This is a genomic window from Tenacibaculum sp. Mcav3-52, from assembly GCF_022347665.1.
Taxonomy (GTDB): Bacteria; Bacteroidota; Bacteroidia; order Flavobacteriales; family Flavobacteriaceae; genus Polaribacter; species Polaribacter mesophilus.
Genome location: NZ_JAKRGE010000003.1, coordinates 306168 through 319474, shown reverse-complemented (window position 1 = coordinate 319474; position 13307 = coordinate 306168). Strand labels below are relative to the sequence as shown.

Annotated in this window: 16 protein-coding genes; 7 read left to right on the top strand and 9 right to left on the bottom strand. The window is 30.3% G+C overall.

Annotated features, from left to right (window positions below; translation table 11 throughout):
• Positions 1-25: 25 nt before the first annotated feature.
• The 7 genes from rpsA to MHM83_RS10565 all read right to left on the bottom strand — a co-directional run bounded on the left by rpsA (position 26) and on the right by MHM83_RS10565 (position 6941).
• Positions 26-1795, bottom strand: a complete 1770-nt coding sequence (rpsA, locus tag MHM83_RS10595; RefSeq protein WP_047788829.1) for a 30S ribosomal protein S1 — start codon at positions 1793-1795, stop codon at positions 26-28.
• Positions 1796-1982: 187 nt separating this feature from the next.
• The gene (locus tag MHM83_RS10590; RefSeq protein ID WP_239179666.1) at positions 1983-3323 is read right to left on the bottom strand and encodes a hypothetical protein; all 1341 of its coding nucleotides are present in this window, start codon (positions 3321-3323) and stop codon (positions 1983-1985) included.
• Between the two features lie 33 nt (positions 3324-3356).
• Positions 3357-3974, bottom strand: coding sequence for an IMPACT family protein (locus MHM83_RS10585; RefSeq protein WP_206337267.1), 618 nt, complete (start codon positions 3972-3974; stop codon positions 3357-3359).
• Positions 3974-4837 carry an EamA family transporter gene (locus MHM83_RS10580; RefSeq protein ID WP_239179664.1) on the bottom strand — a complete coding sequence of 288 codons (864 nt, stop codon included), beginning with the start codon at positions 4835-4837 and terminating at the stop codon, positions 3974-3976. The genes MHM83_RS10585 and MHM83_RS10580 overlap by 1 nt, the downstream gene beginning before the upstream one ends.
• Complete coding sequence (locus MHM83_RS10575) at positions 4834-5445, bottom strand: HAD-IA family hydrolase (protein WP_047788832.1); 612 nt, start codon at positions 5443-5445, stop codon at positions 4834-4836. The genes MHM83_RS10580 and MHM83_RS10575 overlap by 4 nt, the downstream gene beginning before the upstream one ends.
• Positions 5438-6475 carry a bifunctional diaminohydroxyphosphoribosylaminopyrimidine deaminase/5-amino-6-(5-phosphoribosylamino)uracil reductase RibD gene (gene ribD / locus MHM83_RS10570; RefSeq protein WP_239179928.1) on the bottom strand — a complete coding sequence of 346 codons (1038 nt, stop codon included), beginning with the start codon at positions 6473-6475 and terminating at the stop codon, positions 5438-5440. Before ribD ends, MHM83_RS10575 begins: the two co-directional genes overlap by 8 nt.
• A gap of 1 nt (position 6476) precedes the next feature.
• Positions 6477-6941 carry an LEA type 2 family protein gene (locus MHM83_RS10565; protein ID WP_239179662.1) on the bottom strand — a complete coding sequence of 155 codons (465 nt, stop codon included), beginning with the start codon at positions 6939-6941 and terminating at the stop codon, positions 6477-6479.
• Between the two features lie 52 nt (positions 6942-6993).
• On the opposite strand from MHM83_RS10565, the gene MHM83_RS10560 reads away from it, so the two are divergent.
• Positions 6994-7485: a GNAT family N-acetyltransferase gene (locus tag MHM83_RS10560; protein WP_047788928.1), complete on the top strand. Its 492-nt coding sequence runs from the start codon at positions 6994-6996 to the stop codon at positions 7483-7485.
• 1 nt (position 7486) lies between these two features.
• Positions 7487-8335 (top strand): peptide chain release factor N(5)-glutamine methyltransferase, encoded by an 849-nt coding sequence (prmC, locus tag MHM83_RS10555; RefSeq protein ID WP_073184062.1) that lies wholly within the window; start codon positions 7487-7489, stop codon positions 8333-8335.
• Positions 8336-8354: 19 nt separating this feature from the next.
• Here prmC and MHM83_RS10550 read toward each other — a convergent pair whose 3' ends face one another.
• Positions 8355-9011 (bottom strand): PAS domain-containing protein, encoded by a 657-nt coding sequence (locus tag MHM83_RS10550; RefSeq protein ID WP_159491124.1) that lies wholly within the window; start codon positions 9009-9011, stop codon positions 8355-8357.
• A 451-nt stretch (positions 9012-9462) separates the two neighbouring features.
• On the opposite strand from MHM83_RS10550, the gene MHM83_RS10545 reads away from it, so the two are divergent.
• The 5 genes from MHM83_RS10545 (at position 9463) to MHM83_RS10525 (ending at position 12293) form a co-directional block, all read left to right on the top strand.
• Positions 9463-9789, top strand: a complete 327-nt coding sequence (locus tag MHM83_RS10545) for a roadblock/LC7 domain-containing protein (protein ID WP_047788836.1) — start codon at positions 9463-9465, stop codon at positions 9787-9789.
• A gap of 38 nt (positions 9790-9827) precedes the next feature.
• Entirely contained in the window at positions 9828-10202 is a 375-nt protein-coding gene (locus MHM83_RS10540; protein ID WP_047788837.1) for a hypothetical protein, read from the top strand.
• A 6-nt stretch (positions 10203-10208) separates the two neighbouring features.
• Entirely contained in the window at positions 10209-10400 is a 192-nt protein-coding gene (locus MHM83_RS10535) for a hypothetical protein (RefSeq protein WP_239179660.1), read from the top strand.
• Positions 10401-10699: 299 nt separating this feature from the next.
• A complete protein-coding gene (locus MHM83_RS10530; RefSeq protein WP_239179658.1) occupies positions 10700-11623 on the top strand; it encodes an ATP-grasp domain-containing protein in 924 nt (307 codons plus the stop codon).
• A complete protein-coding gene (locus tag MHM83_RS10525) occupies positions 11607-12293 on the top strand; it encodes a hypothetical protein (protein WP_239179656.1) in 687 nt (228 codons plus the stop codon). The genes MHM83_RS10530 and MHM83_RS10525 overlap by 17 nt, the downstream gene beginning before the upstream one ends.
• A gap of 72 nt (positions 12294-12365) precedes the next feature.
• On the opposite strand, the gene MHM83_RS10520 is transcribed toward MHM83_RS10525, so the two are convergent.
• Complete coding sequence (locus MHM83_RS10520) at positions 12366-13214, bottom strand: outer membrane beta-barrel protein (protein ID WP_047788841.1); 849 nt, start codon at positions 13212-13214, stop codon at positions 12366-12368.
• Positions 13215-13307: the final 93 nt, after the last annotated feature.

The window sequence follows — 13307 nt, the reverse complement described above, 5'->3', positions numbered from 1 at the left end:
TATACATTTTAAGAAATTGTTCGGATTATTTTCCTTCCATTTTCTTCTTTAATTCAGCTAATCCACCGATATCTCCTAAAGTAGTTTTTTCTACTTCTTGAGCTTTAGCAGCAGCAGCTTTGATGTTCTTTTGTTCTTCTTCTCTAAAGATAGAAGTATGAGAAACAACAATTCTACGGTATTCTTTACTAAACTCAGTTACTTGGAACTTAGTTTCATCACCTTTAGCTAATTTACCTCCGTCTTCTTTTTCTAAGAAACGAGTTGGAGCGAAAGCTTCAACACCATCAGCAAATACTACAGTTGCACCTTTATCATTTTTCTCTTTGATAGTACCTTCGTGGATAGATCCGATTGTATAAGTAGATTCATGAGCATCCCAAGGGTTATCTTGAGTTTGCTTGTGACCTAAGTTTAATTTACGGTTCTCTACGTCTAATTCTAATACTTGAACTTCTAATTGATCACCTACAGTTACGAAATCTGATGGGTGCTTAATTTTCTTAGTCCAAGATAAATCAGAGATATATACTAATCCATCAATACCTTCTTCTAACTCTACGAATACACCAAAGTTAGTGTAGTTACGTACAGTACCAGTGTGTTTAGAACCTACTGGGTATTTAGTAGTAATATCTGTCCATGGATCTGGGTGTAATTGCTTCATACCTAAAGACATTTTTCGCTCTTCGCGGTCTAATGTTAAGATTTGAGCTTCTACTTCATCACCAACTTTTACGAAATCTTGTGCAGAACGTAAGTGAGTTGACCATGACATTTCAGATACGTGGATTAATCCTTCTACTCCTTCTTCAACCTCTACAAATGCACCATAATCAGCTAAAACAACTACTTTACCTTTTACTTTATCACCAACTTTTAAGTCAGCATTTAAAGCTTCCCATGGGTGAGCAGATAATTGTTTTAATCCTAATTGGATTCTTGACTTGTTATCATCGAAGTCTAAGATTACAACGTTTAATTTTTGATCTAACTCAACAACTTCGTTCGGGTGGTTGATACGAGACCAAGATAAATCAGTAATATGAATTAATCCGTCAACACCTCCTAAGTCAACAAATACACCATAAGAAGTAATGTTTTTAACAACACCTTCTAGTACTTGTCCTTTTTCTAATTGACCGATAATTTCACGTTTTTGATCTTCTAAATCAGCTTCGATTAATGCTTTATGAGATACTACTACGTTTTTAAATTCGTGGTTGATTTTCACAACTTTGAATTCCATAGTTTTTTCTACATATTGATCGTAGTCACGGATAGGCTTCACATCAATTTGAGAACCTGGTAAGAATGCTTCAATACCAAATACATCAACGATCATACCTCCACGAGTTCTACACTTAACAAAACCGTTAACGATTTCACCAGTTTCGTGTGCATTGTTAACACGATCCCAAGCTTTGATTACACGTGCTTTTTTGTGAGATAATACTAATTGACCTGAAGAGTCTTCTCTTTTGTCAACTAATACTTCTACTTTGTCTCCAACAGCTAAATTTGGGTTGTAACGGAATTCGTTTAACGAAATTACACCTTCAGATTTAGAGTTAATGTCGATAATAGCATCACGATCAGTAATACGTACTACTTCACCTTCGATAACATCGCGCTCGTTTACGAACCCTACAGTACCTTCTAAAGCTTTTTCAAATTCTTTTAATTTAGACTCATCAACTTCATCAATACCTTCTTCGTATTTGTGCCAGTTAAAGGTTGCTAAAAATTCTGCTGGATTTACAGCTTCTGCTGTGTTTTTTGTTTCTTCAGACATGTCTGAAATAAATATTTGTATCTTTTTGTTAACCAGATTTTTAACGATACTAACGCCAAGAGAAATTAAACTTAATAAATGTTATTTTCTACCCTTTTTAAATCTGTACTCGTAAAAAGGCCTGCAAATTTACGAATAATTATTAAAGTAACCTAAAATGTTTTGAACTTAAGTAAGTTAAGATATATTATAGCTTTATTAATTCATCTATAATAAACCTATATGTTAATAGAATAGTTATATTTTGTTTGGTCAGCCCATTCAAGTTTGGAGATAATTCAGCAATATCTTGTAAATATTCAAAGCTAGTTTTGTTTGGAGTATCATAAATAGTTCCCCAGTCTAACCCTAAAAGCACGTCGTGTCTTTTGAATTTAAATTTAGTTCCAATTACAAAGTGTATCTGATTTCCATCTAAAATAGTGTTTCTCAATTTTGTTAATGAAACCTTTTTGTTTTCGTAGGCTAAATTATTTGTTCTAAAACCTCCTGATAATTCTAATGTTGGACTTATTTGATGTGAATACCCTACTCCAAAGTTAATAACTGATTTATTACCATTGACCCAGGAAAAAGCAGAGTTTCCGGATTTTATATTTGCGACTTTATAATCAGATATTCCAGTGTGATAACTGGTACTTAACCATAATTTACTATTTTTATTTACTAGAAAACTATATCCGATAGAAAACTCCCAAGGAGTTCGTATCTCTGGAGATATATCATTATCTACAATTTGCCTGCCTAAACTATGGTCACTATCTATTCTGGTTAATTCTCCTGTATAATATCCATCTTTTAAAATTCTCAAATACTTTGGAGTAGTTATTGTAAAACCAAAGTCGTGTTTATTAGTATCGTATAAAAAACCTATTTTAGTTATAAAACCTGTGTTATCATAACTGCTAGTTTGTTCAGAGTTAAAGTAGCTATTAGAAGTGTTATTAGCTGTATTTAGTTCTTCTAAAAATACTTTATTTCTATATTCAAAGTTAGAAATACTTAGAAACTGACTAATACCTAGGTAAATATTTGGTGTTAATTTAAAACTTGTTCCAACTCCAAACCAATCATCTTCGCCTTTATATTCATATTCAAAGTACTGTGTATTTAAAAGGTTACTGTTTGTGGTTTCTCTTTTTGCATTAAAAAAATCTGTTAACTCGCTTTTACTTATTTTAATAAATGCTAATTCAATATTTTTTAAATTAAATTTAAAAGATATAAGAGAAGGTTTTAGCCCATAATTAGTATTTATTTCGCTGCTTTCCCTTGCTCCCCAAAAGCTATTAAAACCAAAGCTACGAATTACAGGCTGAAATAGAGATATACTTACTTGAGAAGGAACTTTGTGTATTCCTGCAGGGTTATAAAAAGTCATACTTTCATCATCTGCTCCAGCAGCTATAGCACCTCCTAACATAGATCCTCGTATACCAAACTGTTCAGTATTATACAAAAAGTTTTGAGCTTTTATGCTCTTAATGGGTAAAACCATTAAAAAGAGGATGATAATATTTTTTCTCATTAACTTCATTTTTTTCAAAGCCTCTATTAGTGTTTAATCTACTAATTTAATCTCCACCTTAAATAAATTATTAAAAACTTCAAAAATACTTTCAGCTTCTTTTTTACGTACTGAAATGGTATACTCGCAGTCTAATTCTAATTTTTGATTAATAATATCTAGGTTTCGTTCTTTGATAATACGTTGTACTTTATTCATCATATCGTACCCGAACTTTAACTTATAATGAATATCTATGGTTTTCTCAATAATTTCAGAGGCTTCTAAAGCTAATTGCGCTGAAGTTCGATAGGCGTTAATTAATCCTCCTACTCCAAGTTTGGTTCCTCCAAAATAACGTACAGAAACAATTAAAATATTGGTTACATCAAAAGATTGTATTTGTCCATAAATTGGTTGCCCTGCTGAATTACTCGGCTCCCCATCATCATTAGCACGAAAACGAATCTTTTCTGTTCCCAATTGCCACGCATAACAATGATGACGTGCAGTATGATGTTGTTTACGGAGTTCTTCTAAACGTTCTTTAATATCTTCCTCAGTAAAAACAGGAAAAGCATACCCAAAAAACTTACTGTTTCGGTCTTTAAATAAGGTTTCCTCAGAGGGTTTTGTAATTGTTTTGTAAGTGTCTTTTATTTCTTCATTCATTATGCCGAAACTACTAATAAAATACTAATTATGGCAAGCCCAATACCAAGCCAATTTTTTTTAATCAATTTTTCTTTAAAAAATGTAAGAGCAAATACGGTGGTTAATATAACTATAGACACATTATTTATGGTAAAAATTGTAGAACTTTCAAGCCCCTTTGTTTGTAATGCTTTTAATAAAAATTCCATAGAATAATAGTTGGGGACTCCTAAAGCAATCCCTCCAAGGAACGTTTTCCATTCAAATACTCCTTTTTTATTTAGTAACTGAGCTGTTAAAATAAAAAAACCAAAAAATAAAGCGCATCCAAAAATAGTTGATAAGAACATTGGTAATGCTTCTTTAGGTACGTAAGTAGTTTCAGTATACTTTAATAATGTATCAATACTCCCTGACCCTAAAAAAAGTAATAAAGGAAATAACAAGTTTTTAAATTTTACTGAAGAAGTATCACTTTTTGCCGAAGATAAATATACTGCTATCAATGCCAAAACTATCCCTATAGCTTTAACTAATCCGATACTCTCATTGTATAAAAAGATTCCAATTATTACAGGGATTACTACCGACATTTTACCTGCAACTGAAGCTACTGAGAGTCCATTTTTCTGTGCCGTAACTCCCATTACATTAAATACAGCTATAAATAAAAAACCTAAAATAAAAGCACCAAAAAACCAGGGTTGATTTGGTATATCCATAATAGGTATGGAAACTTTTGTATGTATAAAACCAAAAGATAGTGCTACAGCATAATTTAAAACAATAGCTTGTAATGTATTTATTTTATAAACATCAAAGAGTTTAAAAATTACAAATAATAAACTAGAGATAAGAATGCTAAAAATTAAGTATATCACGCTATAAATTCTTTTCTTTTTAATAAATCAACCACATCTTCTGTTTTTGGACAATTATTCCATACATGAATTCCTAATTGTTGCGCAGTGTTAGTGTTTTCTTTGGTATCATCTATAAAAAAGGTTTCAGAAGCTTGTAGATTATTCTCTTGTAACACAAACTCAAAAATATCCGTATTTGGTTTTCTGAAATTAACTTCGTGTGATAAGTAAAACTGTTCAAAACAACTTTTAAACTCGTTATACAACTCTTCTCCCCAATCTTTTTGAATCCAAGAAATGTGCAAGTCATTTGTATTACTTAGTAGGAACAACCGGTATTGTTTGCTTGCTGCAAGTTCTTTTATGAAATCTAAACGATGTTTAGGAAAATCTCGTAAAATAGCATTCCACGAACGGATTAAATCTTCTTTTGAAATATTGAATTTATCATGAAAAAAGGAAACAAATTCATCAGTGGATATCAATCCCATTTCATACTGATAATATTGTTGCATCATTTCGTCAGAAATTTCAGTAACTCCTAATTTTGCTAATTCTTTATATGTTGCTTCTTTGTCTAAATTGATGAATACATCACCAAAATCAAAAATGATGTTTTTAATCATTCCTATATATTCTTAAAATATCGTTATCTATTTTTTCTTCAGAAGATAGCTTAGTGCTAAAAACTGGGTGCTTCACCCCTTCTCCAAAAACTACATCTCCAATAAAAACTCTAGCTTCATCCCATAAATTTGCATCGATAAATGTTTGTAATGTTTTAGCACCACCTTCAATTATCACTGACTGTATTTGGTGTTTGTGCAACACTTCACAAATTTGTTCCGCCACTTGAAAAGAAAAATCGATTTGTTCGTAAATGACATGTTGATTTTCCTCTTTCTTTTCTTCTGTTATAATTATTGTTTGTACGTTTCCATCAAAAACAGTTACTTCTGACGGAATTCGTAAGTTTTTATCAATAACAATTCTTATAGGGTTGTTTCCTTTCCAATTACGAGCTGTCAGTGACGGATTGTCTGCAACTACCGTATTCGTTCCAACTAAAATAGCATGCTCTTCACTACGCCATTTATGGACTAACTGTTGAGAATATTGGTTGGAAATCCATACTGGTTTTTGCTCATCTTTTTTTAATGGAGCTATGAATCCGTCTTTCGTTTCAGCCCATTTTAAAATAATGTAAGGACGTTTTTTATTTTGAACGGTAAAAAAACGTCTGTGATGTTCTATGCAATCTTTCTGACAAACACCTACAATTACATTTCTACCAGCTTTTTTAAGTCTTTCTATGCCTTTACCCGCTACTAAACTATTTGTATCTACACATCCTATAACAATGTTAGGTATTCCTTTCTCTATTATTAAATCTGCACAAGGAGGTGTTTTTCCATGATGAGAACATGGTTCTAACGTAACATAAATGGTGGCTTCTTTGAGTAACTCTTGATTTTGAACAGCGTTTATAGCATTTACTTCTGCATGAGGACCTCCATAAGGAGATGTAAACCCCTCTCCTATTATTTTGTTATTATGCACGATTACAGCTCCAACGGATGGATTTGGTCTTGTAGTTCCTATCCCTTTTTTAGCTAATTCTAAGCAGCGTAATATGTAGACTTCATGATTCATAATGCTAGAACTTAATTTCTATATTTTCTACTTTATCAATAGGGTATACATGTGAAAAACCTAAAACTTTATATTTTAAATCTCCTTTAAAATGAATTTTCAAACGCTGGTTTATTAAAGAGTTTAAAACACCCCCTAAAATTCCGTTTTTATTATTTTCAAACACTCGTTTTGAAGGAATTACCACTTTTAGTGGAATATAAAATTCTTTACGAGCTGGAACTTTAAACTCTTCAGAAGAAACCTGTGCTACTTCTACTTCATCAATTAATACTTTAATTTCATCAGTAGCTATTTTACCACTTATATCGTTAGGGTTTTCAAAATAAGCATTGGCACCAACTCTAATCGTGTCTGTAGAAACGGATAAAAGTTTTATATCATCAACTTTTAAAAAAATCGGTTTTTGTTTTACCGAACAACTAATAATTAGCAATAAAAAAGGTAAAAAATAAATGAATTTCTTCATGAAAACTCGTGTTTTTTTGGGTACTTTGCTCTTGCAAAAGTACTATATTCCTATGACACCATCTGATTTTATTATTAGAGAAATTAAACCACAAGATAATGCCCAAATAGCTAAAGTTATTCGTGATGTATTAATCGAGCTTGGAGCTCCAAAAGTAGGAACCGCTTATGAAGATAAGGCTACTGATGAAATGTATGAGACCTACCAAAAAGAAAAGGCTGGATATTTTGTTGTAGAACATAATGGTGTTGTTGTAGGAGGAGCTGGTTTTGCTCAATTAGATAATTTTGAGGGGAGTATTTGTGAGTTTCAAAAAATGTATTTCTTACCAATAGCGAGAGGAAAAGGTATTGGTAGAAAATTAATAGGTTTCTGTTTGAATAAAGCTAAAAAAGCAGGTTTTAAACAGTGTTATTTAGAAACTTTGCCATATATGAAAACTGCAACATTACTATATAGAAAAAATGGCTTTATAGATTTAGAAGAACCACTAGGAAAAACAGGCCATTATTCTTGTAATATTTGGATGCTAAAAGATTTATAAAATGCTACTAAAACAATATAAAACATACTTTTCTGAGCAATTGATTTCAGTTTATCCACAAACGGAGATTGATACTTTTTTCTTTTTTTTAATAGATGAATATTTAAACTTACAACGTATAGATCTCACGTTACGACCTAATTTTGAAATTCCTTCAAACAAGAAAACATTATTAAATGAAGCCCTACTTCGACTAAAAAAAGAAGAACCTATTCAATATATATTAGGTAAAACAGAGTTTTATGGATTTCCTTTTATGGTGAATGAAAACACGTTAATTCCACGTCCTGAAACCGAAGAGTTAGTTGAATGGGTTATTCAAGAAATAAATAAAAAACAAGAACTCTTGTCTATTCTTGATATTGGAACAGGAACAGGCTGTATTCCTATCAGTTTAAAAAAGCACGTATCTAAAACAAGTGTAAGCGCTATTGATATTTCTGAAGAAGCTTTAAAAGTAGCAGAGAAAAATGCAATCTTAAATAAAGTTGAAGTATCATTCATACATCAAGACATTTTAAAAACTAAGAAATTGAGTAATAAGTTTGATATTATTATTTCTAATCCTCCTTATGTACGTGAATTAGAAAAAAATGAAATAAAAAAAAATGTACTAGAAAACGAACCACACTTAGCCTTGTTTGTAGAAAATGACAATCCATTGCTTTTCTATAAAAAAATAGCCGATTTAGCTAAAAATAATTTAACTAAAACCGGACTACTTTTTTTTGAAATTAATCAATATCTAAGTAAAGAGACTGTTGAAATGTTAAAAGATAAAGGTTTTACTAAAGTTGAACTTAGAAAAGATTTATTTGGTAATAATAGAATGATTAAAGCTAGTTTATAACTTCCCTTATTCATTGAGTTTAACTTACACCAAAAAATCTTTTAAAAAACGAACCTTTTTTTGTATTATCTTTTATAAACATATTTAAATCGTTATAATCAGATATTAAATATTCTACATACGTATCATAATCTGTATTTTTTGCATCCAAAAAACCAGTTAAGAACTTTTCAGAAGCCTCAACATCTTTCAATCCTTCTATTTCTAAAAGCTTTTTGTATAAGGGGGTTATTTCATTTATAGCCTTTTTAGGTGCAGCCTTTCTTATACCTTTATAATGAGTTACTTCTCCTTTTTCATTTTCTTTAACAATAAAGTCTGTCATAACCCAATAATACCTTCCTGATTTAGCTAAATTCTTAACAAAGGCTACCATATTCTTTTTTTCTTTTAGCCTTTGCCACATTAGCTTAAATATAATTTTTGGCATATCTGGGTGTCTAACAATGTTATGTCCCGATCCTGCTAACTCATGAACTTCGTATCCGCATGAATTTACAAAATCTTCATTACAATATTCAATAACACCTCTAGTATCAGTTATACTTAAAAGTATAGCATTATCATTTAATTTAATTTCAGTATCAATAGGTACTGGTTTTGGTAATTTTGGTTTTCTTTTTTGATCCTCCCCTGTTTGAGAATCCCATTTTTTTTGATAATTATTAGTTGTCATATTATTAATTGATTTTTGAGTTTGTAAGGTATAAATCGTTGTTTTTAAGTTTTAATACTATACAGATTGCGGGGGAGCATCAAAAAAATACACAACTATGAAAAGAAGTAATCTTAATAATTTCACAGATAACCTTAACACAGCTTGATACAAACATAAAAAGCATCTTTTTTTATAAATATGATAAATATCATACTTTAAAAAGTGTTATTATTTTATAGTGTTATTATTTTATTATTTTTTTATTAAAAAAAAGCAATTCATCTCTTAACACTTGTTTTTGGTTAACTAATTGTTTTCTACGCTTATAAAATTGTTAAAAAAATCATAAAAAAAATTAAAAAAAAAAAAAACGAAAATAACATGTTATTTTTGTGACCCTTTTAAAATATTAGTGTCTTAGGTATAGTGAAGAGACACGGAAAACAAAAAAATAGTTATAAAAACTTAAATGGGGAAAGCAAACTTACAAACGTTAATAAAAGAATCAGAGGCAGATAAAGGAATTGTTTTTGACTCTGAAGGACACGTGGTTGATTTTTATAATATCTCTAAAGAAAACAATATTGCAGCTATGGCTAATGTTATTCTTACCATGGCTGATGAATTTTTCCAAGACACTCTTAACTCTAAAAGTCTCAATCAATTAGTTTTAACATCAAACGACGGACTTATTATTATCAACAAATATGATAATCATACTATTTGCCTTTTGACTAATGATGTTTCTAAACTAGCTATGATTAAATTGACCTTAAAAAAAATAGCCCTTCAATAAATACTTTTTAATTAATTATTATAACAACCATTTTTACAATGAAAGAAATTTTAAATGATTTTATCGAAAACCTAAAAAGTAATGTTCCTGGGTTTGTTGCTGTATCTGTTACCGATGTTAGTTCTGGTGAAGCTTATGATTCATTTACAAAAGATGAGAGCTTTGACCCAAATTTAGCTTCAGCTTATAATTTAGAAGTAGTAAAAGCTAAATTAAAAGCTATTGAAGCTTTAGGTTTAAATGAAGAAATTCAAGATATTACCATAACCTTATCTAGTCAAATACATATTATTAACATTGCTCCTAGTGGTGCTTATTTTGTTTATTTGGCTGTAGACTCTAAAGACGCTAACTTAGGAATAACTAAAGCTTTATTAAATAAATACAAAGTAGACCTAAATAACGCTTTATAAAAAGTTATGAAAAACGTAAATCATTTACTTATTGATAAGTCTTTAAAAAAACAGCTTAACAAAAAAATAAAAGAATTTAGAAAATATAGGTTTTCTGAAGGAGAGTTAAAATATGACAAGAAAAAAGGCAGTGACTTTTTTGGATTTTTATTCAAAGAATATGATAGTATGAACGATTTAGTAAAAGATATGTTTTAAAAAGCGCTTAAAGCGCTTTTTTTGTTTTTAAACATTAATAATAACAAGATTATCTCTATTATTATAACTTCTAAACTATTTACCTCTGTTAATATACTCACCAAGTACCTAGATTTAATAAGTATAGTAAATACTACATCCCCTCTCTTCTAAAGCTACTCTCTATAAGTATCTCTACAAAAAAAACAACTTTTTTATCTTATGAATTAAGATGTAAAAGCACCAAATAACGTAATAAAATATTATAAAATGTATAAATAAGCATTTTACAACTTTAAAAATACCACTACATTGCATCTATGAAAAAATACGATGTTATTATTCTCACTGATAAGAGATATGTAAACCCTAAAAATCTTGACAGCTATACACAAAATGTATTAGACGAAGACAATTATGTCAAAATAGCCCTTGAAAATCAAGGTTTAAAAGTAGCTCGTCTCTCATGGGATGACACTACTTTTGATTGGTCTACAACAAAATATGTTTTATTTAGAACCACTTGGGATTACTTTGATAGATTTTCTGAATTTTCAAAATGGTTAAATACTGTAAGTAAACAAACAACATTGTTAAACTCAGAGAAAATTATTCGTTGGAATATTGATAAACATTATTTACAAGACTTACAACAAAACGGAGTTCATATTTGTGAGTCCTATTTCATTGAAAAAGGAACACAGTCTACATTAAAAAAACTTTCTCTAAAGTATGATTTAAAAGATTTTGTTTTAAAACCTTGTATTTCTGGTGCTGCAAGACACACTTACAAAATCAATTCAGAAAATATAAACGAATATGAAAAGATTTTCTCTTCGTTAATTATAGAAGAAGCTATGATTATTCAGCCTTTTCAGTATAACATAATTGAAAAAGGAGAAATTTCATTAATGGTCATGAACGGTAAATTTACACATGCTATTTTAAAAATAGCAAAACCAGGAGATTTCAGGGTACAAGACGATTTCGGAGGTTCAGTTCATAACTACACTCCTACTAAAGAAGAAATTATATTTGCTGAAAATGCTGTTAAAGCTTGTATAGAACCTCCTATTTATGCACGTGTTGATGTTTTTACTGATAATAATGGTAAATTAGCTATTGCTGAATTAGAGCTAATTGAGCCTGAACTTTGGTTTAGAAATAACCCTGCAGCAGCAGATGAATTAGCTAAAGGAATTAAACAATTAACATTAACAAACAGAAATGAAGAAATTATTTAAAACATTAGGTATATTATTGCTAATTGGAGCTATTATACTAGCTGTTTTTTACTTTAAAAACAACGAAAGCCTTCCTACAGGCAAACAAGGACCTAAAGCAGATGCTTTAGCCACTAAAATGCTTGAAGCATTGAGTTATGAAGCTTATAAAGATACTCGTTTTATTGAGTGGAGTTTTAGAGGAAAGCATTTTTATAAATGGGACAAACAAGAAAATATTGTCGAAGTATCGTGGGATACCAATAAAGTAATCTTGCATACAAAAAGCCCCGAAAAAAGTGTTGTTTTAGTAAATGAAAAAGAAGTTAAGAACAATGAAATACTTCAAAAAGCAATAGACTACTTTAACAATGATAGTTTTTGGTTAGTAGCTCCTTATAAAGTATTTGAAAACGGAATTGAGCGAAGAATTGTACAATATGAAGGTAAAGACGCTTTATTGATTACTTATACCACGGGAGGATCAACTCCGGGAGATTCTTATCTATGGATTTTAGACGAAAACAGCAGGCCTACCAGTTATAAAATGTGGGTTTCTATAATCCCAACAGGCGGAATGGAAGCCACATGGAGTGATTGGGTCACAACTGAATCTGGAGCAATACTACCAACAAAACATGAAATGCCAGTTGGTACTCTAGATATGGGAGATGTAAAAGCATATAATTAACATTATTGAAACTTACAAACAATAAAAAGAGCAGCAATTTTGCTGCTCTTTTTATTTTATATAATACAGGAATTATTTTCCGAAATAGAAAGTAGCACCAATATTAATCCCAAAAGAAGAATAAGGAACTTTTTGAGATAATTGCTTTTCTCCAGCTGGATTTGCACCAAAAGGTAACTCATCAACATACTCTATATTTTTGTTAAATACAGCAGCTAAAGGATTGTACTGAGCATTAGGGTGATTAGCAAAAATAGCTTTTACTTGCTCTATAGATCTTGCTTCTCCATTAACATTTGCTGAAAATTCAGTAATTTCTGAAGTATCTCTAGTAACACTAATTCCCATGTATTCTAATTCTGCAAAAAGAGATACTTTATCACTTAAGTCATACTTATATCCAACAGCACCTATAAAACCTAATGGCAAACGGCCCTTGTAATCTTGAGTATAATCTACATTAAGCATTTCTGTTTGAGACAATGCCATTCTTATTTTCCCATCAGATTCAGTTTTTCCTCCTACCTTAATCAAGGCCCCAAAACGTCCATAGATATTATTAGTAAATTTATAAACTAACGAAGCAGATGCCCCATAAGCTTTACCTCTAGCTTCAATGTTTATATATTGAGCTTGTGTAGGTAAATCAACTAAAAGAGAAGTTTGATCTGCTCCATTTAAGTATCCAACACCAACTTCAACACCAAAAGTGTCGTTAAAAAAATACCCTCCTCTTAATTGAGTATGTAGTCCTTCACCATAACTACCGTAAGTGTTCTCTACTCCAGCTGCAGTAGTTTCAGTACCAAAACGTACACCAGCACTAGAAATTGAATACCCTCCTGCTGCAGAAACATAAAACTGAGCACTTACACTCATTGTTGCTAAAATCATAGCAAGCATTAAAATACTTTTTTTCATAATAAATTATTTGTTAACTTTAAATTGATAATTAAGTAAACAAACCTAATGAAAATATAGGATTAACAAAACTTTATAACTGTTAAATTATTA